The 22,848-nt window shown below is 62.7% G+C and carries 20 protein-coding genes; 8 read left to right on the plus strand and 12 right to left on the minus strand.

Features of this window, described 5'->3' with window-relative positions:
• Positions 1 to 189: 189 nt before the first annotated feature.
• Positions 190 to 1,464: a L,D-transpeptidase family protein gene (locus E0H22_RS10205; protein ID WP_233025532.1), complete on the plus strand. Its 1,275-nt coding sequence runs from the start codon at positions 190 to 192 to the stop codon at positions 1,462 to 1,464.
• A gap of 207 nt (positions 1,465 to 1,671) precedes the next feature.
• Positions 1,672 to 3,144 (plus strand): amidase, encoded by a 1,473-nt coding sequence (locus E0H22_RS10210; RefSeq protein WP_233025533.1) that lies wholly within the window; start codon positions 1,672 to 1,674, stop codon positions 3,142 to 3,144.
• A gap of 44 nt (positions 3,145 to 3,188) precedes the next feature.
• Here E0H22_RS10210 and E0H22_RS10215 read toward each other — a convergent pair whose 3' ends face one another.
• From E0H22_RS10215 to E0H22_RS10230, 4 genes are all read right to left on the minus strand, one after another.
• Entirely contained in the window at positions 3,189 to 4,385 is a 1,197-nt protein-coding gene (locus E0H22_RS10215; RefSeq protein WP_233025534.1) for a serine hydrolase domain-containing protein, read from the minus strand.
• The gene (locus tag E0H22_RS10220) at positions 4,382 to 5,287 is read right to left on the minus strand and encodes a PhzF family phenazine biosynthesis protein (RefSeq protein WP_233025535.1); all 906 of its coding nucleotides are present in this window, start codon (positions 5,285 to 5,287) and stop codon (positions 4,382 to 4,384) included. The genes E0H22_RS10215 and E0H22_RS10220 overlap by 4 nt, the downstream gene beginning before the upstream one ends.
• A 145-nt stretch (positions 5,288 to 5,432) precedes the next feature.
• Positions 5,433 to 6,308 carry an AraC family transcriptional regulator gene (locus tag E0H22_RS10225; RefSeq protein ID WP_233025536.1) on the minus strand — a complete coding sequence of 292 codons (876 nt, stop codon included), beginning with the start codon at positions 6,306 to 6,308 and terminating at the stop codon, positions 5,433 to 5,435.
• Positions 6,309 to 6,373: 65 nt separating this feature from the next.
• Positions 6,374 to 6,859 carry a PaaI family thioesterase gene (locus tag E0H22_RS10230; RefSeq protein ID WP_233026268.1) on the minus strand — a complete coding sequence of 162 codons (486 nt, stop codon included), beginning with the start codon at positions 6,857 to 6,859 and terminating at the stop codon, positions 6,374 to 6,376.
• Positions 6,860 to 7,077: 218 nt separating this feature from the next.
• Between E0H22_RS10230 and purL the strand changes: the two genes are divergently transcribed.
• On the plus strand, positions 7,078 to 9,285 hold the full coding sequence (gene purL / locus E0H22_RS10235) for a phosphoribosylformylglycinamidine synthase subunit PurL (RefSeq protein WP_233025537.1): 2,208 nt from the start codon (positions 7,078 to 7,080) through the stop codon (positions 9,283 to 9,285).
• Between the two features lie 128 nt (positions 9,286 to 9,413).
• Here purL and E0H22_RS10240 read toward each other — a convergent pair whose 3' ends face one another.
• The 3 genes from E0H22_RS10240 to E0H22_RS10250 all read right to left on the minus strand — a co-directional run bounded on the left by E0H22_RS10240 (position 9,414) and on the right by E0H22_RS10250 (position 12,071).
• Positions 9,414 to 10,370 (minus strand): NAD(P)-dependent oxidoreductase, encoded by a 957-nt coding sequence (locus tag E0H22_RS10240; protein ID WP_233025538.1) that lies wholly within the window; start codon positions 10,368 to 10,370, stop codon positions 9,414 to 9,416.
• A gap of 47 nt (positions 10,371 to 10,417) precedes the next feature.
• Positions 10,418 to 11,590 carry an acyltransferase family protein gene (locus E0H22_RS10245; protein ID WP_233025539.1) on the minus strand — a complete coding sequence of 391 codons (1,173 nt, stop codon included), beginning with the start codon at positions 11,588 to 11,590 and terminating at the stop codon, positions 10,418 to 10,420.
• A 118-nt stretch (positions 11,591 to 11,708) separates the two neighbouring features.
• Positions 11,709 to 12,071: a DUF427 domain-containing protein gene (locus E0H22_RS10250; RefSeq protein WP_233025540.1), complete on the minus strand. Its 363-nt coding sequence runs from the start codon at positions 12,069 to 12,071 to the stop codon at positions 11,709 to 11,711.
• 170 nt (positions 12,072 to 12,241) lie between these two features.
• Here E0H22_RS10250 and E0H22_RS10255 point away from each other — a divergent pair, with 170 nt between their 5' ends.
• On the plus strand, positions 12,242 to 12,478 hold the full coding sequence (locus tag E0H22_RS10255; protein ID WP_233025541.1) for a BolA family protein: 237 nt from the start codon (positions 12,242 to 12,244) through the stop codon (positions 12,476 to 12,478).
• Positions 12,479 to 12,618: 140 nt separating this feature from the next.
• Here E0H22_RS10255 and egtD read toward each other — a convergent pair whose 3' ends face one another.
• Complete coding sequence (gene egtD, locus E0H22_RS10260) at positions 12,619 to 13,584, minus strand: L-histidine N(alpha)-methyltransferase (RefSeq protein WP_233025542.1); 966 nt, start codon at positions 13,582 to 13,584, stop codon at positions 12,619 to 12,621.
• A gap of 45 nt (positions 13,585 to 13,629) precedes the next feature.
• Positions 13,630 to 14,868, minus strand: a complete 1,239-nt coding sequence (gene egtB, locus E0H22_RS10265; protein ID WP_430715240.1) for an ergothioneine biosynthesis protein EgtB — start codon at positions 14,866 to 14,868, stop codon at positions 13,630 to 13,632.
• Positions 14,869 to 15,165: 297 nt separating this feature from the next.
• Here egtB and grxD point away from each other — a divergent pair, with 297 nt between their 5' ends.
• From grxD to E0H22_RS10285, 4 genes are read left to right on the plus strand one after another with little or no spacing between them, the layout of a single operon-like run.
• Positions 15,166 to 15,501, plus strand: coding sequence for a Grx4 family monothiol glutaredoxin (gene grxD / locus E0H22_RS10270; RefSeq protein ID WP_233025543.1), 336 nt, complete (start codon positions 15,166 to 15,168; stop codon positions 15,499 to 15,501).
• A complete protein-coding gene (locus tag E0H22_RS10275) occupies positions 15,501 to 16,043 on the plus strand; it encodes an O-acetyl-ADP-ribose deacetylase (RefSeq protein ID WP_233026271.1) in 543 nt (180 codons plus the stop codon). The genes grxD and E0H22_RS10275 overlap by 1 nt, the downstream gene beginning before the upstream one ends.
• 48 nt (positions 16,044 to 16,091) lie before the next feature.
• Positions 16,092 to 17,411, plus strand: a complete 1,320-nt coding sequence (locus tag E0H22_RS10280) for a serine hydrolase domain-containing protein (RefSeq protein ID WP_233025544.1) — start codon at positions 16,092 to 16,094, stop codon at positions 17,409 to 17,411.
• Positions 17,392 to 18,672: a serine hydrolase domain-containing protein gene (locus E0H22_RS10285; protein WP_233025545.1), complete on the plus strand. Its 1,281-nt coding sequence runs from the start codon at positions 17,392 to 17,394 to the stop codon at positions 18,670 to 18,672. The genes E0H22_RS10280 and E0H22_RS10285 overlap by 20 nt, the downstream gene beginning before the upstream one ends.
• 106 nt (positions 18,673 to 18,778) lie before the next feature.
• Here the strand turns inward: E0H22_RS10285 and E0H22_RS10290 are convergent, their stop codons facing one another.
• The 3 genes from E0H22_RS10290 to E0H22_RS10300 are packed head-to-tail and all read right to left on the minus strand — an operon-like array spanning position 18,779 to position 22,836.
• Positions 18,779 to 19,987, minus strand: a complete 1,209-nt coding sequence (locus E0H22_RS10290) for an ABC transporter substrate-binding protein (RefSeq protein ID WP_233025546.1) — start codon at positions 19,985 to 19,987, stop codon at positions 18,779 to 18,781.
• A gap of 39 nt (positions 19,988 to 20,026) precedes the next feature.
• On the minus strand, positions 20,027 to 21,052 hold the full coding sequence (locus tag E0H22_RS10295; protein ID WP_233025547.1) for a zinc-binding dehydrogenase: 1,026 nt from the start codon (positions 21,050 to 21,052) through the stop codon (positions 20,027 to 20,029).
• A gap of 35 nt (positions 21,053 to 21,087) precedes the next feature.
• Positions 21,088 to 22,836, minus strand: coding sequence for a thiamine pyrophosphate-binding protein (locus E0H22_RS10300; protein WP_233025548.1), 1,749 nt, complete (start codon positions 22,834 to 22,836; stop codon positions 21,088 to 21,090).
• Between the last annotated feature and the right edge of the window lie 12 nt (positions 22,837 to 22,848).

Here is a 22,848-nt window from a genome sequence, read left to right on the forward strand (position 1 = left end):
CAAAGCCAGTTCGTTTGGACGAAGCCATCCAGACAAACGAGAGCTGGATTGCTTCGTGGCAAGCGCTCCTCGTCATGACGATCGACTGGCGTTAACCTTCCGGTAACCGCATTTATTCAGATCTTAATCAAAGCATGAACATTTCGTTTCATGCTCGGATTATTGCTCCGGCAACATCGGATTTGAATCATGAGATTGCGGTTCACCCTACTGGTCGTCGCTCTGGCGGCGCATGCATCGACGGCTCTTGCGCAAGCGCCTGCGCCGGCCAAGGCGCCAAACGCCAATGCGATCATTGACACGAAGGACATGACGCCGGAGCAGCGCTCCGCAGCGATCCTCGCGCAATATGGCGAGCCGGTGCTCGATCCGCAGTCCGCGCAGCGCACCGAAGAGGCCATCAAGCGCTACAAGACCATCGCCGCCAAGGGCGGCTGGCCGCTGGTTCCGGCGGAAGCCAAATACGCGGTGGGCGCAGAAGGGCCGGATGTCGAATTGCTGCGGCGTCGGCTCGTGGTCACCGGCGATCTGTTCACCGTGGAAAGCTCCGGCCCCTACAACGATGAGCTCATCGGCGGCGTGAAACGTTTCCAGCTTCGCAACGGGTTGCTCGCCACCGGTCTCGTCGGCCCGCGCACGCTGGCGGCGCTGAACGTGCCGGTGGAAAAGCGTATCCAGCAGCTCGAGGCGTCGTTGCAGCGGATGCAGGCGATCGACTTCAAATTCGGCGAACGTTATGTGGTGGTGAACATCCCGGCCGCTTATGCCGAAGCGGTCGAAGGCGACAAGGTGGTGCGGCGCTATCGGGTCGTGGTCGGCAAGAGCGAGAAGCCGTCGCCGACCGTCACCTCCCAGATCAACAACGTCAACCTCAACCCGACCTGGACGGTGCCGTCCTCGATCACCCAGCACGAGATTTCCGCGCGCATGCGCAAGGATCCCGGCTATCTCGCGCGCATGCACATGCAGGTATTGGATGGCCGCGGCAATGCGCTGGATCCCGCCAGCATCGACTGGAACGAAGGCAAGGTGCCGGATGTCACGGTGCGTCAGGACCCCGGCGAGTGGAATGCGCTTGGCCGGGTGCGCATCGACATGCCGAATTCCTACGCCGTCTATATGCACGACACCAATCAACGCAATCTGTTCGCGAACGATTATCGCTTCGACTCCCATGGCTGCGTGCGCGTCGACAACGTGCGGGATCTCGCGGCATGGCTGCTGAAGGATACGGCGAATTGGGATCGCACCCAGATCGATCTCGGTATCGCGACGGGATTGCGCCAGGATATTAGGCTGAGCAAGAGCGTGCCGGTGGCGTGGGTCTATCTCACGGCGTGGATGGCGCGTGACGGTATCGTGCAGTTCCGCAACGACGTGTACGATCAGGATGCGCAGCTCAACGAAGCTGCCGCCGACATCAAGGCGTTCTTGAAGCCGACGAATGAGCCGGTGACGCGATAGAACTCGTTCGTAGGGCGGATGAGGCGAAGCCGTAATCCGCCGCGGCGTTTCAACAATGACCTAAGCCGGCGGATTACGCTTCGCTCATCCGCCCTACGGCAGAGCTTGCGCATAGGCTCCATGCGCCGGCACGCCGCTGGTTTACAGCGTCGTCACCGACGTCTTACCCTTCGTTCCAACAATCACTTTGTTGAACGGATGCACGACATGACTTTGGCGATGGGTTGGGACGAGTGGGCGAGGCATGACGCGATCGCGCTGGCTGAGCGCGTGCGCAAGCGCGAACTCACGCCGGTCGAACTGGCGGCACAGGCAGCGGCCGGCATCGCCAGAACCAATCCCGCGCTCAGCGCTGTCGTTGAAGTGTTCGACGATGTGGTGGCGGATCCGCTGAAGGACGGGATGAATTCCGACGGCGTGTTCGGCGGCGTGCCGTATCTGATGAAAGACCTCGGGCCGACGCTGAAGGGGCGGTTGCAGGAATTCGGCTCCATGATCATGCAGGGCCATCGCCCTGCGCAGGACAGCTTCCTCACCGGAAAAATCCGTAAGGCCGGACTCAATATCATCGGTCGCAGCACCACGCCGGAATTCGGCGTGTGCAGCTCCGCCGAGAACAAGCTCTATGTCACGCGTAATCCCTGGAACGTGGATTATACCAGCTGCGGTTCCTCGGCCGGCTCCTCGGCGATGGTCGGCGCCGGTGTGCTGCCGATCGCGCACGCCACCGATGGCGGCGGATCGATCCGCATTCCTGCCGGCGTGTGCGGCACCATCGGCCTGAAAGTATCGCGCGGTGTCTATTCGCTGGCGCCGGCCTTGTCCGATCTCTCCGGACTGGTGTCGATCCAGGGCTGCACCAGCCGCAGCGTACGCGACACCGCCGCTTTCGTGGACAATTGCCGCGGCGGTGCGCCTGGCGAATTCATGCCGTTCTGGTCGCCTCCTGAGCCCTATAGCGAATTGATCAAGCGCGATCCGGGCAAGCTGCGCATCGCTCTCTCGCATGAATGGGGCGATTACAAATCGCCGCCGCATTTCGTGGCCGAGCTGGAACGTGTCGGCAAGCTGCTCGAAGGACTCGGGCACCACGTGGAATGGGCGGCGCCCGAGGTCGATTTCCGCGCCGCCTTCGCAGCGCAGACGACCTGCTACATCAGCAATTTCGCGCAGGTGATCGCCGGCCATCTGGCGCGGCTCGGTCTGAAAGAGCCGACCACCGAGCTGCTGGAGCCGATCAACATCAAGATCTGGGAAACCGGCTTGAACACGTCCTACACCGAACGTGCGGCGATGCAGGCGATGTTCAACACCACGTCGCGCGCCTTCGGCAATTTCTTCGAACGCTACGATATCATCCTGACGCCGATCACGGCGAAGCCGACACCGAAGATTGGCACTACGGAATATCTCACCATGAGTGACAATCCGTCAGTGCATGACTGGTTCGCCAATCTCTGGCAGTTCTTCGCCTATACGCCGCTTGCCAATCTATGCGGCATTCCCGGCATCTCGCTGCCGCTGGCGAGCCAGGAGAACGGCCTGCCGCTCGGCATCCAGGCGCAGGCGAAGCAGGCCAATGACGGCCTGCTGTTGCAGCTCGCGGCGCAGATTGAGCGCGCGATCGACGGCAAGTGGAATGCCGGCAAGGTGCCGGCGGTGCATGTAAGCCGGTCCTGAAAGGAGAGTGGGCAAAGGCGCGGAGCGCCTTGCCCATCGATGCTTCAGCTCAGATCCGCGAGCGCATCGAACAGCGCAAGATTGAGAGCCTTCAACGCATTGTTGACGGGCGCGGGCTGCGACGAGAACTTTGCCACGACCATTTCGGCTGCGGGATCGACATAGAGCCACTGTCCGTGAATGCCGAGGGCGAAGTATGCGCCGCTGGGCTTGCCGGTCTGATACCACTTGTTGCGATAGCGGCCGGTGGGCAACCAACCGGCAGCTGGTTCTGCTTGCCACGCCTCGACCGAGCCATTCATGATCGTATCCTCGACCCAGGCCTGCGGGACGATGCGACGGTCGTTTGCGACGCCGCCCAGCCGCATCATCTCGCCGATTCGCGCGAGGTCGCGCGGCGTCATGCAGAAGCCGCCGCCGGTCCGCGCGATGCCCGTGGCATCGACGGTGATATAGCCATCCTCCCGCGCAGCGAGCGGTTGCCACAGTCGCTCGGTTACGACATCCACGAAGCGCTGCTTGGTCGCACGTTCGACGACGAGCCCGAGGACATCCGAGTTTGGCGAGCAGTAGTGAAATGGCCCGCCGTGATCGTTCGCAGCTTTTTGCAGCGAGGCGAGGAACGCGATCAGCGGTTCTGCTACGCCCCCAGTCATCGGCGGCTCGAGCAATCCGGCGCGGCGGTATCTTGCGAAATCGCCTCTCGGGTCCTGATAGGTCTCCGAGAAATCGAGGCTCACGCGCATGTCGAGGACATCGCGAATGCGCGCATCCGCAAAGGCCGAGGATGCAAGCTCGGGAATGTAGTGCGCGACGGTGTGCTCCAGATCGATGAGGCCGTCGCCGTGCACGATTCCGGCGACGATGGCGGTGACCGACTTGCTGGCGGAGAACAGGATGTGCCGGGATTGCAGGGTAAAATTCGGCGCGTGCCAGTCTGTAACAATGCGGCCGGATTTCATCACCACAAGCGCGTCGGTGGACGTCAGGCGCAAGGCGTCTGCGAGCGTCATTCGTTGCCCGAAGGGAAATGTCTCGCCGACGAGATCAGAGGCATCGACGAGTGGGGGCTCCGTCAGTCCTGGCGTCGCCGCGATGCGTGCCGTCGGAATGAGTTCGGACACATGGCGAAAGGCCCACACATTCCACGGGGCCTGACGCCAGTTGCCGAGATGAACGTCGGTTCTCGGAAAGCCATAGTCGCCTTCGAAAGCGGACGGGTGCACCGATGTCGTCATCATGCGATCTTCTCGCATTCGGTGCGCTCAACGGCGCCGCCGAGCCAGCAGCCATTCGGTGCCGTGCCGTCGAAGCTGAAGCGGACATGGATGGCGGACGGGCGCAGCATCGCGCGGCCCTGACGGATGGTGATGAGGCGTTCCGATGCTTCGACGATCCCGTTCGCCAGCAGGCCGAATGAGAGGGCGGATGCTGCGATGCCCGTTGCGGCATCTTCCGGATATCCGGATGAACTCGGAAACTGGCGGGCATCGATGATCTGGGCGTCCGGGTCGACGACGGCATAGGGATAGAGCCCGGTCGAGTCGATGCGGTTGCACAGTTGCTCGATCTTCGCGAAGTCGGGTTTCAGGCTGTCGAGGATGGCGGCGTTTTTCAGCGGTATGAGCGTCTTGGTCCGGCTGGTGCGGGCGTTCTGGATCGGAAAGGGCGCGAGGCTGTCCCTGTCGATGCCGAGCACGTCCAGAATTTCAGCTTCGCTTCGCGCAGCGTCGGGCAGGGGCTCGACGACGCCGGCAGGTTGGGAGACTTCCACGGAAATATCCCGGTCGGCCGATACGCTGATGCGCGCATGCACGCGGCCGCTTCTGGTCAGGATGGACAGGCGATCCTTGTACAGCTTGCCGAGTTCATGGAGCAGCCAAACCGTCCCGACGGTGGCATGCCCACACATGGACATTTCGTGATTGGGTACCCAGAAGCGAAATTCGAAATCATCATCCGAGCCTGCCGGAGGCGGCAGCACGAAGCCGCTTTCATGACCGTAGGTCCGGGCAACCTTCTGCATCTCTGTATCGGTCATGCCCGCAGCATCGATGACGATGGGCGCTGGATTGCCGCCATTGGGACCGGCACCGAAGACACTGACGAATTGCACATCCGGCTCGCGATTCATCGTTGTCATGTCGTCTATCCCTCGGTCGGTTTCACGCGCGCCTGTGGCGCGAAATCGCGCACGGGCCGGCCCAGCCCGGGCAAATCCCAGGTTGCTTGCAATGCATCGGCTGAAGTTAGGTGGGAGGCCGCTTTTGCGCGCGTTCGCGCGGGCCTTATGTCTTGGCCGATCGGGCCATGCGTTTGCGCATGTCGGTCGGCGACAGGCCGTCGGTCCGGCGCATCGCCCGCGCCAGCGCCGCTCCGCTCTCGAAGCCGACACGATGCGCGATTTCGCCGACCGGAAGATCGGTTCCGGTCAGCAGTTCGCCCGCATTGGTCAGGCGAACGCGCTGCTGGAAATCACCGATGGAAACGCCAGTACCGGCGCGGAACAGCCGCGTGATGTGACGTCGCGATATGCCGAAGCGCTCTTCCAATGCATCGAGCGGGACATCGCGGTCAGCATTGATGGTGAGATAGTCCTTCAGTTTCTCGACGACGACCATGCCGTGTTCACGATGGGATGCGCTCGATGCGGCTTCGCCGGCCAGGGTCTCGGCGATGCACTGAATGAGAAAGGCGGACGACAGCGCCCGCCGCATATCGGCATTGCCATATGCCCGCGCGTCGCTGCGAACCAGGAGATCATGCAGAGCGCACAGCGCCGGTGTTCGGTGAAACAATGTAGTCTTCGAGGTCTTTCGCCGAAATTCGGTCAGAGATCCGTTCTGTCGTTCAACCCTGTCGAGCACGGCGCCTGTTGCGTAGATCGCAAGATGACTGTGCGGACCGATGCCCGCATGGGTCTCGTGAGCCTGGTTGGCGGGAACGACCGCGAACCGATCCTTCGACAACCAGGTCCCTTCGCGCCGGGCTTCGTGCTTGAGTTCAATGGCCCCCCGGCTCGGCAGGATGAACATCATGCAATCGTGCCAGTGCCACGGCATGGCGTAGTCACCGCTGCCGGCGATGCTTGCATGTTCGTCGTCAGCAGCGATCAGAATGTCCGGATTCGCCGGATGGCGTAGCCGTTCGAATGAACTCAGCATGTCCATGCCCAATTTGTTGCGGGGAAGCTACCAGCACGCACCCGCACCCGGCAATTGGTGCGGGGCTACTCCGCGGCGACCGCCGCCGGCTTGGTGCGCTTTTTTACCCGCTTGATGGTGCCGGAGAAGGTGAACAGCTTTCGCCCGCCGGTATGCAGCACGCCCCGCAAAAAGATCAGCGAGCCGCCGATACGAGTCATCTCGCCGTCGCATTCGATAAGGTCTCCCACCTTGCCGGCATCGAGGAATTCACAGGCGAAGGAGACGGTGATGCCGGGGCCGGCGAGCTCGCGCGAGGAAAGGGCGAACAGGCAGTAGTCGGCAAAGGTCATGAAGCAACCGCCATGGACGTTCTTCATGCCGTTGAGGTGCCGCGGCTCGACCCGGAAGGCGCAGCGGACCCGGCCATCGGCCTCGACCTTGTGCCAGAACGGGCCGGACAGCGATTCGAAGGAATCCCGTTTCCAAGTGCTCCAGCCGGCGAATTCTCCCTCGGTTTCGGTATAGACATCGGAACTGAACGGGATGACGGCGTCGGCGGGCACATTCACAGCGCGGAACTCCTTGGATTGTCGGCGAAAAGTGTTAAATCCGATCCGTCCGGCGGGCGCAATCCGCACCTGCCGCAGAGCGTTATGCAGGCCGATTTCCGGCCCAAACGGGTATTTTCGGGCAAAGCTTGGGACATGCAGGGAACGGGTCTGAAAAGGGCCTTTTCCGGCTGGTCCGATCTTTCTATGAAGGTGCCTTCCCAGATCCGCGAGACCCCATGACCGAGCCAAAGATCACTCCCGAACTCGTCGCCTCCCACGGCCTCAAGCCCGACGAGTATGAGCGCATCCTGAAGCTGATCGGGCGCGAGCCGACTTTTACCGAGCTCGGCATTTTCTCGGCCATGTGGAACGAGCACTGCTCGTACAAATCCTCGCGCATCCATCTGAAGGGCTTGCCGACCAAGGCGCCGTGGGTGCTGCAGGGGCCGGGCGAAAACGCTGGCGTCATCGATATCGGGGACAACCAGGCCATCGTGTTCAAGATGGAGAGCCACAACCACCCCAGCTACATCGAGCCGTATCAGGGGGCGACCACGGGCGTCGGCGGCATCCTGCGCGACGTGTTCACTATGGGCGCACGGCCGATCGCGTGCCTGAATGCGATCTCGTTCGGTGCGCCGGAACATCCGAAGACGCGGCATCTGGTGTCGGGTGTCGTCGCCGGCATCGGCGGCTACGGCAATTCCTTCGGCGTGCCGACCGTGGGCGGCCAGACGCGTTTCCACACGCGCTATGACGGCAACAACCTCGTCAACGCGATGGCCGTCGGCCTTGCGGACGCGGACAAGATCTTCCTCGCCGCCGCCTCGGGCGTGAACATGCCGATCGTCTATCTCGGCTCCAAGACCGGCCGTGACGGCATCCATGGCGCCTCCATGGCTTCGGCCGAATTCGACGATGCGTCGGAAGAGAAGCGCCCCACCGTGCAGGTCGGCGATCCCTTCGCCGAGAAGCTGCTGCTGGAAGCCTGCCTCGAAATCATGGCCGCCGACTGCGTCATCGCGATCCAGGACATGGGCGCGGCGGGTCTCACCTGTTCGGCCGTCGAAATGGGCGCCAAGGGCGATCTCGGTGTCGAACTCAATCTCGATGCGGTGCCGACGCGTGAGGAGGGCATGACCGCCTACGAGATGATGCTTTCGGAAAGCCAGGAGCGCATGCTCATGGTGCTGAAGCCTGAGAAGGAAAAGGAAGCCGAGGCGATCTTCAAAAAGTGGGGCCTCGATTTCGCCATCGTCGGTTACACCACCCCGACCAAGCGGTTCGTCGTCAAGCATGGCGGCAAGACCATGGCCGACCTGCCGATCAAGGAGCTGGGCGACGAGGCGCCGCTCTATGACCGCTCGCATGTGGCCTCGAAGGCGCTGCCGGTGATCCATGCGCGCGAGGTGAAGGCTCCGGCCTCGCTCACCGATGCGCTGGTGAAGCTGATCGGCTCGCCGGATCTCTGCTCGAAGCGCTGGGTGTGGGAGCAGTACGACCACGTTATCGGCGGCAACACCGTGCAGCGCCCGGGCGGCGATGCCGCGGTGGTGCGCATCGAGAACGGCCCCAAGGGCATTGCCATGTCGGTGGACGTGACGCCGCGCTATTGCGAGGCCGATCCTTTCGAGGGCGGCAAGCAGGCCGTCGCCGAAGCCTGGCGCAACATCACCGCCGTCGGCGGCAAGCCGCTGGCGATCACCGACAACCTCAATTTCGGCAATCCCGAGCGGCCGGAAATCATGGGCCAGTTCGTCGGCTGCCTGAAGGGCATCGCGGAAGCCTGCCGCACCCTCGATTTCCCGGTCGTGTCCGGCAATGTCTCGCTCTATAACGAGACCAACGGCCGCGGCATTCTCCCGACCCCGTCCATCGGCGGCGTCGGCGTGCTCGACGATTTCACCAAGTCGGCGACGCTGGCCTTCAAGAAAGAGGGCGAGGCCATCCTCCTGATCGGCGCCACCGAAGGCTGGCTCGGCCAGTCCGTCTATCTGCGCGATGTCTGCGGCAAGGAAGAGGGCGCCCCGCCACCGGTCGATCTCGCCACCGAGAAGCGCAATGGCGATGTGGTGCGCGGCATGATCCACGCCGGCACCGCGACCGCCGTGCATGACGTGGCCGACGGCGGCCTGCTGGTGGCGATCGCCGAGATGGCGATGGCCTCGGGTATCGGCGCCAAGCTCGATGCGGCGCCGTCGTCGATCGTGCCGCATGCGTTCTGGTTCGGCGAGGATCAGGCGCGCTATGTCGTCACCGTGGCGGAAGATCAGTTGCTCACCGTGCTGTCGAAGCTGAAGGCGGTGGATGTGCCCTGCATGCAAATCGGCAAGACCGGCGGCCATGCGGTTGCCATCGATGGCGAGAAGGCGCTCGATATCAAGGCGCTCGTGCACGCGCATGAGAGCTGGCTGCCGAACTATATGAGCGGCAAGGTGGCGTAAGCTGCGTACTTTCTGCATGTCGTCACCCGGCTTGACCGGGTGACCGAGTAGCCACCGACGATTGTGTGATGCACTGGCCGCAATGTTTACTGGATCGCCCGGTCAAGCTGGGCGATGGCAAGTGAGCTTCAATAACTCAGCGCCCTATTCACCACATGCAGCAGTGGCTGCCCGCTCTCCGCGCGCGCTACATTCTCCGCAATCTTCTCCGCTGCCGTCGAAGCCCGCGTGGCGGCTGCGATATGCGGCGAGATCGTCACGCCCGGATGCGACCAGAACGGATGATCCTGCGGCACCGGCTCGGTGCGGAACACATCCAGCGTCGCCCGCGCGATCTGCCCGCTGTCGAGCGCCGCGATCAGCGCCGCATCGACGATCAGCGTGCCGCGTCCGGCGTTGACGACGAAGCTGCCCCTGGGCAGCAGCGCCAGCCGCTCGGCATTCAGCAGATCGATGGTCTCCGGCGTCTGCGGCAGTAGCCCGACCAGAATCTCCGCCGCGGCCAATGCCTGCGGCAGGCTGTCCGGTCCGGCGAGGCAGCGAATGCCCGCGACCTCGCGCGGACTTCGGCTCCAGCCGGTGACGCGGAAGCCGAGTTGCGCGAGCGCTTTCGCTGCAGCCGCTCCCAGTTCGCCGAGACCGAGCACCGTGACCGAGCGATCGCCGGCCAGTGGCGGGACATGCTGCTCCCATGTGCGCGGCTTCTCGCAGACATAGCGGTCCATGCCGAGATGGGCGCGCAAGACATGGCCGACCACCCACTCGACCATGCCCTGGCGCAGGCCGTCATCGACCATCCGGCACAGCGGCTGCGTCAGCGTGGTGTTGCCGACGATCTTCTCCACGCCAGCCCACAGGCTCAACACGGCGCGGGCATTGGTGAAGGGCGCGAAGTCGGCGATGGGGCCGCCGGTCGCATGGATGATGTAATCCGCATCCTCCGGCGCAATCTCGCCGAGGAGGCCAGCGCCGGCGTCGATGCTTCGGCGCGCGAGCGCAGCCAGAATGGGATCGCGATATTCTTCGAGCACGGACGGCGTGACGTTGAAGAGCAAGTTGATCTTGTTGCCGTTGCGCGCGCGCATGCTGTCTCCTTGAAGATCGTCGGTCATGTTTGAGTGGGGAACGGGTGCTACAGCACGCGCGTCGCGCCGGGGATCTCCCGCAGCACTCGCGTCGCCGCCCAGCTGATCGCCAGCGTTCCGGCAAACGCGATCAGCGCCTTGGGCTGCGCGCCCCAGGGCATTTTCAGCATCGCCCATTGCAGCCACAGCATCGGCAGATAGTGGATGACGAATATGCCATAGGCATCGGCGCGCAGGGGATCGAAGATGCTCTTCTCGCGCTGGCCGAAGCGCAGGAACAGCGCGAGCACGGCGAGACAGATCAGCGTGCAGGCGACCGCATAGATCACGCCATAGCTCGATTGCCACCAGAATGGCGGTGCTCCGGTGAGATTGGTGAGCTTCATGCGGCGGAAATTGATGAGATAGGCCAGCGAACCGAACGATAACGCGGCGGCGAGGGTCCACCAGAGCCATTGCCGTGCCAGGGCGCCGGTGCGGGCGAGCAAGCCCTGATCGAGGTTGGCGGCGCCGATGCCCATGCCGGCGAAGAAGAACACGCCATAGATGGCCATACGGCTGAACTGCACCTGCAGCGGGCCGAGGCTGAACCAGCGCACCGCGCCGACGGTGAACAGGAACGGCACATAGGAGATCACGGCCACGGCCGCGAGGGCGACGACAAACAGCCACGGCCGCTCGAAGGCGCGGATCGACAGCCGGTTGATGGCGTCGACGAGCCGCGGCGCAAACAGAAAGACCGGGATCGCCACGAGATCGAGAAACAGCAGGTACCAGATGAACCAGCCGGGACCGGCGAACCACTGACCTTGCTTGAAATTGTTGACGTAAAATTCGAGGAAGCCGGTCTTGTGGGTCGAGAGGCTGAACGACGCATAATAGGCGACCGGCATCAGCACGAAGATCATCGCCAGGAACGGCAGGCCGAGCCGCAACGCGCGATCGCGCAGGAAATGGCCGATGCTTTTGCGCTTCAGGCTGGGCCACACGAACAGGCCCGACAGCATGAACATCAGGCACATGAAAAAGGTGTCGTTGAACAGCGTCAGGACATTGAAGCCGAACCAGCGCTGGTCATCCACGATGGGCGCTGTCGACCACAGATAGTGGTTGGGGTAATAGCGGCCGAAGGCGGTGTAGGCGACCACCGCATGGTTCGCGAGCACCAGCAGGGTGACGAAGGTACGGGCGCGGTCGAGCGCGGCGTTACGGTCTGACATGGTGGTAGGCGGGCCCCCGCTATGCCGCGCCGGTGGCGCGGCCATCGCATCATCGATCGGCTGCCATGATAGGGGGCGAAGGCCGCGCGGGCAATTCGTCGGGATCGCCCGCGCCGGATCAGGCGGGGAGGATCTCGATCTTCACCTTGTCCGGATAGAAAGCGAGATGGTCCTTGATTTCCGCCATGGCCGGGAACGGCGTCTCATAGGTCCAGATCGCGTTATCCAGGACCTTGTCCGAGGTCTTGATGCTGTAATAATTCGCATCGCCTTTATAGGGGCAATGCGTCACGCGTTCGGTGCGCGTCACGGCATCCATATTCGCGTCGGCGCGCGGGATATAGAACACCTCGGGATAGGTGGCTTCCTTGAGCGTCACCGCCCTGGTGGTATCGGCGATCACAACGTCGCCCGCGGTGACGCGGATGTGCTTGCCCGAGGGCGTGATAGAGATCGGATGGTCTGGACCGGGGATTTTCATGGGCATCCTCGTGACGATCGATGGTGCCGTAACAGATGTGACCTCCTGCCTGCCTTTAAAAGGGGCGGATGACGGATTATCATGATGGGAATGCCGCGCTGCACGCGATAGGCTTGAGCTTCCTGCAGGCCTGATCAGGCCGCGATTCGAGACCTCTGGAGACCCGATTAATGCCGATGGACGCCCGCGATATCGAGACCATGATCAAGGCCGCGATTCCCGACGCGCAGGTGACGATCCGCGATCTCGCCGGCGACGGTGACCATTATGCGGCCACGGTCATTTCGGAGAGCTTTCGCGGCAAGTCCCGCGTGGCGCAGCATCAGATCGTCTATCAGTCGCTGAAAGGCCAGATGGGCGGCGTTTTGCATGCGCTGGCGCTGCAGACGGGCGTGCCGGAGAGCTAACACCTGCCCTCATGGTGAGGAGGCGCGTGTAGCGCCGTCTCGAACCATGAGATAATCGGGCTCGGAGCCTTGCCGCCATCCTTCGAGACGCCGCGCAAGGGCGCGGCTCCTCAGGATGAGGGAGTGAGTGTGGCGGACCTTTACTCCACCGCCACCAGCGCGTGCACCGAGAACTGATCCTCCGCATCGGTCCATGACGATTTCGGTTCCCAGCCCGAACCGCGTGCAAGTGCGCCGAAGCGCTCGATGCTATATTTGTAGCTGCTCTCGGTGTGGATGCTCTCACCGGCGCGGAAATTGAAGCTTTGGCCGAGCAGATGCACCGTCTGCGGTTTCTTGGCGATCAGGTGCATCTCGATGCGGTGGCGCTCCTTGTTGTAGATCGCGCGATGTACGAAGGCCCCGAGGTCGAAGTCGCCACCGAGTTCGCGATTGATCCGCACCAGCACGTTCTTGTTGAATTCGCCGGTGACGCCGGCGGCATCATTATAGGCAGCCTGCAAAATGCGCTCGTCCTTTTCGAGGTCGATGCCGATCAGCATCAGGGCGCCCTTGCCGAGGATCGCGCGTGCCGAACGCAGGAACGCGCATGCTTCGTGCGGATCGAAATTGCCGAGCGTCGAGCCCGGGAAGAATCCGACCTTCGGCATCGCCGCCACCTCGTCCGGCAGCGAGAAGGTCGTGGTGAAGTCTGCATTCACCGGCAGCACGCTCAGCGCCGGGAAATCCTTGCGCAATTCTTCCGCCTGACCGGCGAGGAAGTCGCCGGAAATGTCCACCGGCACATAGGCGCCGAATGAGCACTGTTCGAGCAGCAGCCGCACCTTGGTGGTGGCGCCGGCGCCGAATTCGACCAGTGCCGCGTCCTCCGGGATGATCGAGCAGATATCCTTGCCGCGAGCTCGCAGAATGCCCAGTTCGGTGCGCGTCGGATAATATTCGGGAAGCTTTGTAATTCGCTCGAACAATCGAGAGCCCGCTTCGTCGTAGAAATATTTGGGCGAGAGTTTCTTCGGTTGCTGCGACAGGGCTGCGGTGACGTCGGCAGCGAAACTGGACGTGGCCGGGTCGACTTCCACGGCAGCCAGAGGGGCGTGAACGTTCATGACTCTCTCCTCAACGCGGTCGCATCCAATGCGATGGTGATGAAATCAGTTGCCGTAATCTGCGAGACGCAGGCCGGTGAACTGCCAGCGATGGTGGGGATAGAAGAAGTTGCGATAGGTGACGCGGCTGTGACCCTCGGGCGTCGCCAGCGACGAGCCGCGCAGCACATACTGGTTCACCATGAACTTGCCGTTGTATTCACCGAGGGCGCCCTCGGCGGCACGGTAGCCGGGATAGGGAGCATAGGAGCTGCGCGTCCATTGCCAGACGATGCCGTAGGCATCGTTGAGACTGTTTGCGCGAGCGGCAACTTCCCATTCCATCTCGGTCGGCAGATGCTTGCCGCTCCAGCGCGCGAAGGCATCGGCTTCGTAATAGCTGACGTGGCAAACGGGTGAGTCGGGATCGATTGTCTGCAGACCGCCCAGCGTCATGATCCGCCATTCGCCGTCGATCTTGCGCCAGTGGCCGGGCGCCTGCCACTCCTCGCGTGCCGCGGCGGCAAAGCCGTCCATCAGCCACAGCGCGGCCTTGTCATAGCCGCCGTCATCCATGAAGGCACGCCATTCGCGATTGGTGACGAGATTGCGCGCGAGTCTCACGGGACCGACGAGGGCACGGTGTGCAGGCTTCTCGTTGTCGAAATGGAAGCTGTCGCCTTGATGGCCGATGGTATGGATGCCTTCGGTCAGGGTGGTCCATGCGTCGCTGCTGCGCATTGAACGCGGGAAGCGCCAGTCGGCGTCGTAGGCCGGCGGAATCGGGTTCTGCGCGAAGGCGTGTAGAATGTCGGTGTACATCAGCTCCTGATGCTGCTGCTCGTGGTTCATGCCGACTTCGAGCAGCGGGACCAGCGACGCGAGCTTGTCCTCGCTTGCGGTGTCGACGAATTTCACGACGGCGTCATCGACATGGCGACGATAGGCGGTGACCTCATCGGCCGAGGGCCGCGTAAGATGGCCGCGCTGGGCACGTGCGTGGCGGGGACCTGCGGAGACGTAATAGGAATTGAACAGATAGGCGTAATCGGGGTGGAAAACCTTGTAGCCCGGCTGATGTTCTCCAAGCAGAAATTGCTCCCAGAACCAGGTCACATGTGCACGGTGCCACTTGGCCGGGCTTGCGTCGGGCATCGACTGGATCAGCTGATCTTCCGGAGTCAACGGCGCGGCACGGCGCTCGGTCTCATGACGAACCGTCAGAAACGCATTGCTGAACTGTTTGGCGAGGGCGCCGGCCTGGAGGATCGGGGCTGCGTGCTGGGCGGATGCTGTTGGCGTCACGAAAGTCTCCGATTTTGAGGAGAACGTCAGTCTTCCCGATGGGTTCCACGGAACGGGTTTGTCCTAGATGGGGCCTTCCAAACGGGATGAAAGGCTTCCCATCATATAAATCCGCTCTTCCGCCGCCTGGACAAGCTGCGGAAAAGCGACCAGAGGGCTGCGCGGCTAGCCGGAAATGCCCGCCCAACCGGGCTTTCGGCTTGGGATGCGAAACGGTTTCGGTTACATATATGGGCAGGCGAGGGCCGCTGCGCCGAACGGGCAGGCAGCGATCAGGCTGCGAGCAAGGACGCGATCATGAGCATTGAGCAATTCATCGAGAACGAAGTGAAGACCAACGACGTGGTGCTGTTCATGAAGGGCACGCCGCAGTTTCCGCAATGCGGTTTCTCGGGCCAGGTGGTCCAGATCCTGGATCACGTCGGCGTCGGCTACAAGGGCCTCAATGTTCTCGAATCCGCTGAACTGCGTGACGGCATCAAGGTTTATTCGAACTGGCCGACCATTCCCCAGCTCTATGTGAAGGGCGAATTCATCGGCGGCTGCGACATCGTCCGCGAGATGTTCCAGGCCGGTGAGCTGCAGAGCCTGCTGGCCGAGAAGGGCGTGATCGAAGCCCAGGCGTCGGCCTGATCTTCCAACGACAAATCGGCCCGGTGACGCTGGACGTGATCGTGGCCGACATCACCACGCTCAGCGTGGATGCCATCGTCAACGCCGCCAATGAAACGCTCCTTGGCGGCGGCGGCGTGGATGGCGCGATCCACCAGGCCGCCGGCCCGGAGCTTCTGGCCGCATGCCGCCTGCTGGGCGGCTGCGCCACTGGCGATGCCAAGATCACCCTTGGATACCGTTTGCCCGCCCGCCATGTGATCCACACGGTCGGCCCGATCTGGCATGGTGGCCAACAGGGCGAGGACGCTGCGCTCGCCTCGTGTTACCGGCGCTCGCTCGCGCTTTGTGAGGCGAGCGGGCTGGCGACGGTGGCCTTCCCGGCGATCTCCACCGGCGTCTACGGCTTCCCCGCCAAACGTGCTGCGGGCATTGCGGTACGCGCGGTCGTCGAAACGGTGTCGAAAACACCCGGTATTCGCACGGTCACCTTTTGCTGTTTTTCCGAGCCATCTGCCGGATTGCATCGCAGCACGCTGGCTGGCGTTGCGCCTCTTGTTTGAGACCGGTGCGTCGCTAGACTTCGCGCTGTCTGGTCACGAGGATCTGCAATGGGGCGACGGGATGTGATGCGCGCACTGATCGCCGGCGCGATATTTGCGGCTGGTGCCGCTGCATTCCTATTTCAGACCTTCGCCGTAGCCGAAGACCGCTTCGCTTCCGAAGGCACTTTCGATATCCCTGCCGGCGCGCATTTCTCCCAGGAGAAGCTCAACGCGATCGACGTTTTCTTCAAGACGCAGATCGACAACGGCAAGATCCCGGGCGCCATCGTGCTGATCCAGCAGCATGGCAAGCCTGTCTATGAGCGCTTCTTCGGCGTTCGCGATCCCGACACCAAGCAGCCGATGACAGCGGACACGATCTTCCGTCTGCATTCCATGTCGAAGCCCATTACCTCATTTGCGGCGATGATGCTGGTGGACGAGGGCAAGCTGAAGCTCGACGATCCCGTCTCGACATACATTCCGTCCTTTGCGAAGGCCAAGGTCGGGGTCGAAAAGACGCTGGAGAATGGCGAGAAGGCGCTGGAGATCGTGCCGCCAAACCGGCCGATCACCATCCGGGACCTCCTGCTCCACACGTCGGGCATCACCTACGGTTTCTATGGCAACAGCCTGGTCCGTCGCGCCTATGGCAATGCCGATATCTACAATGGCGATTTCGACAACAAGGAGTTCGCCGATCGCATCGCGCAACTGCCGCTGGAATATCAGCCCGGCACCATGTGGGACTACGGACACTCCACCGACATTCTGGGCCGCGTGATCGAAGTCGTGTCGGGCAAGACGCTGCTCGGTTTCGAGGAGGAGAAGCTGCTCAAGCCGCTCGGCATGACCTCGACCGGTTTTTACGTGAAGGAAAAGGCGAAAGAGGCGCTGCTTGCCAAGCCGATGGGATGGGACAGCGATTTCCGCACGGGACGGCAAGGGCGCCCCGAAACTTATCGAAAATGGGAGTCCGGCAGCGGCGGCATGGTCTCGACCCTGTCCGACTATCGCAAATTCGCGCAGATGCTGCTGAACGGCGGTGAATATGACGGCAAGCGTTATCTGAGCCCGGTGACGTTCAAGGACATGACCACCGATCACATCGGCAAGGGCAGTGGCATTGCGCGCGACTATCTCTATTTCCCCGGCGACGGCTTCGGATTCGGTTATGGCTTTGCCGTGCGCACCGATGCGGGCAATGCCAAGCCGCCGCCGCCGGGATCGCTCGGCGAGCTGAAATGGGACGGCGCGTCCGGCTGTTATTTCATCATCGATCCCGTGCAGGACTTCTTCATGATCCTGCTCGAACAGACGCCCTCGGAACGCCAGCGCATCCAGCGCTCGCTCAAGCTGCTCGTCTATGAAGCGCTGGAGAAATAGCGCCGTTGCGCTCATGTTGCTGGCGCTGTTCGGTGCCGGCACCGATCGCGCTGCGGTGCCAATCGCGCGCGCCGAGAAAGCACAAGCTGTCGCGCGCGAATTTTCGCCCGACAAACTTCTCAAGCTCGACGATTACTTCCTCGGCATGGTGGCCGAGCGGAAGATCCCCGGCGCGGTGGTGCTGGTGCAGCAGCATGGCAAGCGCGTTTATTTCGACACATTCGGCAATCGCGACAGCGGCCATCCGATGACGGCGAATTCGATCTTCCGACTGTATTCGATGAGCAAGCCGATCACCTCGGTTGCGGCCATGATGCTGGTCGAAGATGGCAAGCTCAAGCTTGATGATCCCCTGTCGACATACATTCCGGCATTTGCCAAGGCCAAGGTCGGGCTGGATGCGACCGGCGGCGATGAGCACGCCAGTTTCGGGCTGACTCCGCTGCGGCGTCCGATCACAATCGCCGATCTGCTGAAGCATACATCCGGCATTACTTACGGCTTCTATGGCGAAGATCCCGCGCGAAAACGCTATGCGCAGCTCGATGTCTTCGGCCGCGACTGGGACAATGCTTCCTGGGCCGAGCGCATCGCGCAACTGCCGCTGGCCGAGCAGCCTGGCACCCTGTGGAATTACGGGCATTCCACCGACATTCTCGGACGTGTGATCGAAGTCGTGTCGGGCGACACACTCTATCACTTTCTCAGGGATCGCTTGTTCGAACCACTGGGCATGACCGACACGTCCTTCTACATCACCGACTTGAATCACCGCGAGCGCGTCGCCGAACCCTTTGCGTCGGATCGCATGGTGGGAGCGGTGGTTGGCATGCACGATCCGGCCGATGTCGGACGTTGGCAGGCGGGAGGCTCCGGCCTGGTCGGCACGATCGCAGATTACGCGCGCTTCCTGCAGATGCTGCTCGATGGCGGGAGCCTCGATGGCCGGCATTATCTCTCACCGGAGAGCGTGAAGGAGATGACGCGCGACCATATCGGTCCCGGCAGCGGCATCGCGCGCGACTATTATTATTTTCCCGGCGCGGCCAGCGGTTTCGGCTACGGTTTTGCCGTGCGCACAAAGGAACTGGCGGACGAACCGGGGCCGCTCGGCGAATTTCGCTGGGACGGCGTTGGTGGCACCTTCTTCTGGGTCGATCCCACGGACGACATGTTCGTGCTGGTGATGACTCAGGCGCCGTCGCAACGCTGGCGGATGGAGGTGGACGTGCGGAAGATCGTCTATGAGGCGCTGGAGTAGCGCCGTTACACTCAGTTTGTCATCACCCGGGAAAGCGGGTGATCCACTAGACACTTGCCTTCGTGTACTGGGTTGCCCGGCCAAGCCGGGCAACGGCAGTTGGTGATCACGTCCCCAGTACTTCGCCGAAACGCACCCAGGCCTTGCCGTCCCATTTCTGCAACTGCACCTGCGTCAGCGGTCGGTAGTTGGTCGGGCTGGTATTGACGTGGATGCCTGGCAGCAAGGTGGGCAGCATCACATCCTTGAGGTTTGCGGCTTGGGCCATGATGTTTTCGCGTGTGACGTTGCTGCCGCACTGTTCGAGCACCTTCACTAGCGCCGAGGCGACCGTGTACGCGTAGAGATTATAGAAGTCGTCCTTGTTGCCCTCGGAAAAGTACTTCTGCATGAAGGCAAGGAAGTTGGCGATTCCCTGATCGTCCTTCCAGGCTGGATCGGCAACATCCTTGAGATAGGCCGATGACAGCACGCCAACGGAATTTTCTGGACCGGCCGGGCCGATGGTGCCGGCATAGGACGACGAGCCGCCGGTGATGTAGTGACGAACCTTCCAGCCGGTCTCGGCGATCTTGCGGATCGCCTGTGCGGTGAACTTTGCCGTGGTGCCGGAGATCAGCGCATCCGGCGCCGCTGACTTCAATCGCAGGATCTGGGAGTCGATGGTCGGGTCGGAGGTCTCGTGTGAGATAATGGTCAGCTGGCTGCTCTCGCGGGCGCCGAGCGCATCTTTTGCGCCGAGCACGAAATCCTTGCCGAAATCGTCGTTCTGGTAGAGCACAGCGAATTTGGCGTCGGGCTTGTCGGCCAGCATATGTTTGACGAAGATCGCCGCTTCGGTGCGGGCGCTCGGCGCAAACCCCATGCTCCAGGGACTTGTTTTGTAGTCGCTCCATTTGTCGCCGTTCACCGACAGGAAGAGGTGTGGCACCTTCTTCGTGTTCATGTATTTGACGATGGCCGAATTCGGCGCAGTGCCGAGATTGCTGAACAGGAAGGCAACCTCGTCGTTCTCGACCAGCTTGCGGGTCTGTTCGACGGTCTTAGCCGGATTGAAGGCGTCGTCGTAGTAGATGAAGTCGATCTTGCGGCCGTTGATGCCGCCGCGGTCGTTGATCATCTTGAAGAAGGCGGCTTGACAGCGCGCCTGCACGCCATAGGCCGACACCGGTCCGCTCTGCGGCGAGGTGCTGCCGATCTTGATCGATGTCGGCGTGATGCCGGTGGTGTCGGCGGCACGCGCCTTCCCCGATATGAGTGTGATTGCCGTTGCGGTCGTGCCGACCAAGAAATGGCGGCGGTCTAAGGTCATCATTGCGGTCTCTCCCCGAAATATGTTCTGGCGCATGCGGTGTTAGCTGGGCGTCATCAAAACCTTGACCAGCGATTTTTGGCTCCGGAGCTGATCGAACACCTCGGGCAGCGCATCGAGCGAGACGATGCGCGAAACCATTGCGGTTGCCTTATCGGCATGGCGCGCGAGATAGCGGCTGACGTGGTGGAAATCGTCCATCGTATAGCCGAGTACGAATTTCAGCGTGGCTTCCTTGCGGATCGCCGAGCGCGGCAGCAGCCGGTCCTCAGTCATGCAGACGCCTACGATCACGGCGCGACCGCGGCGTGCCATCACGTCGATGGTCTGTTGCAGGAAACCGGGTGCGCCGACACATTCGAACACGATGTCGGGCGCGTCGATGCCGATCCGGGCCATGGCGGAAGGCAGCCCCTCGGCGAAGGGATCAATAGCGTCCATGGCGCCGAGTTGCACGGCACAGGCGCGGCGGTTGGCGTCTGGTTCGCTGACAACGACACGTGCCGCGCCGGCCTCCAGTGCCATCAGCAGCACGCCGAGGCCGATGGGGCCGCCGCCGATCACGAGAACGCTGTGGCCCTGCATGTCGCCGCACATATCCACGGCGTGACGGGCGACCGCCAGCGGCTCCATCAGAGCGCCGTCGCGCAGGCTGACATTGTCCGGCAGGGCGATCGCCTGCGAGGCACGGATACGGACATGGTCGGCATAGGCGCCCGGTACGTCCAGCCGAAAGCCCATGAAGCAGCTATTGGCGCAGGCGGGATCGGCGCCGGTGTGGCATTTGCCGCCGCCGGCACAGACATTGCAGACCCAAGTGGGATTGGCGGCGACACGCGCGCCGATCTGCCAGTCCGGTGAAGTCGATTGCACGACCTCGCCGGAGAATTCATGGCCCATGATCGTGCCAGGCGGTAGCACGCCGGGCGTCTCGGCAGCATGCAGGTCGGAGCCACAGATGCCGGTGAAAGCGATCTTGAGCAGCAGCTCGTTATCGCCGAGCACCGGCGGTGCGACATCGCGGATGACGAGACGCTCGCCTGTCTGTTCGAAGATTGCAGCGCGCATGGATGTCCTCATCGCTTCTCAGCCGTCGCACGCCGTCAGGCCGGCGCGCGGACGGGGATGTTCTCGTAATAGGGGATCATGATCTCGCGCTTCTCGTCGCTGATCGTGCCAAGCGCGGCCACCGTCACCGGATGCACCACATCGGGATCGATCATGATCTCGATGCAGGACGGCTTGCCAGAGGCGTAGGCGCGGGCGATGGCCGGTTCGATCTCGGCATAGTCGGTGACGCGCTCGGCATGGCAACCGAAGGCGGCGGCGACTTTGGCATAGTGGGTGCCGCTGAGCTCACTGATGGCACTATAATTGGCGCCGTACATGATCTGCTGGCCGTGGATCGACATGCCCCAGATCTGATTGTTGAGCACCACGGTGCAGATCGGCAGCCGGTGCCGCGCCATGGTGTCGAATTCCTGGATGTGGAAGCCCATGGCGCCGTCGCCGGTGATCTGCATCACGCGCTTGCCGGCCTCGGCCACCTGCGCACCGATCGCATGGCCGGGACCGCTGCCGAGAGTGCCGAGATAGCCGACGCCTTGTACATGGCCGGCACGGTCGGCGCGGACATGGAAGGCGGCCCAGCTTGCCGCTTCTCCGCCGTCGAGCACGATGGCGGCATTGTTACCGGCAGCGCGCACCGCGGCTTCGGCCGCGCGGAATGGATGTATACCGCCTGGCTCCTGCATGTTCGGATAGAGCTTATGCAGCTTGGCTTGCGCCGTGGTTGCAGCTGCGATCCAGGCCTTGCGTTCCGGCCATTTCTCCGTATCTGCAGCCGCGCGCAGCGTGTGGATGGCGGCGCCGACATCGGCGACGATGGGAAGCTCCACATGCCGCAGCAGGCTGAGTTCAGCCGCGTCGCTATGCACCTGGATCAACTTCGTCTCGGCCGGGAAGAACGAGGTGCTGCGGCCGGCCATGCGGAAGCCGAAACGGGTGCCGAGCAGCAGCGCCGCATCGGGGCGGTGATCGGTGAGCAGCGCCAGATTGCCGATGATCTGGCCGTTGAGCGGATGGCTGGACGGAAACACGCCCATGCCGCGGGTATTGGAAAACACCGGGATGCGTGTCGCCTCGGCGAGGGCGACAAGATCGTTGCGGCAATCGGAATAGCGCGCCTCGCCGCCGACCACGATCACCGGGCGCTCGCTTTTTTTCAGGATCGCGATGGCCGCGTTGATCTCGTCCGGATGCGGCGCGGGCCGGGGATGCACATGCAGGCCATGCGGCGCGCGGACATCGTCCTTGTGCGCGCGCATATGCAGGATGTCGATGGGCAATTCGAGCAGCACCGCGCCGCGGCGGCCGGTGGTCGCCTTGCGGATGGCGAGGGCGGTCAGATCCTGGATGCGCTCGGTATTGGTGATGCGATGCGCGTACTTCACCATCGGCAATGCGGTGGCGATCTGGTCGAAGCCGCCCTGCAGCGCATTGGTCTCGTCCTCGCGCAGCGGCGGCGCGCCGATGATGAACAAAGTGGGGATGCTGTCGAGCTGGGCGTTCAGCATCGCGGTGATGGCATTGGTGAAGCCGGGCCCGGCGGTGATGACGCAGACGCCGAGCTTGCCGGTGGCGCGTGCGTAGCCGTCGGCGGCATGGCCGGCCGCGGATTCGTGGCGGAAATCGACCAGGCGGATTTCGTTGTTGAAGCAGCCGCGATAGAAGGATTCGAGATGGCCGCCATGGAGCGCGAACACGGTGTCCACGCCGGCGACGCGCAGCGTGCGGGCGAGCAATTCGCCGCCTTCGATCCAATTCTCAGAAGGGGAGGTCGGTGCCGACATGTCGTCTCCTCG

This window comes from Rhodopseudomonas boonkerdii (assembly GCF_021184025.1).
Classification (GTDB): domain Bacteria; phylum Pseudomonadota; class Alphaproteobacteria; order Rhizobiales; family Xanthobacteraceae; genus Tardiphaga; species Tardiphaga boonkerdii.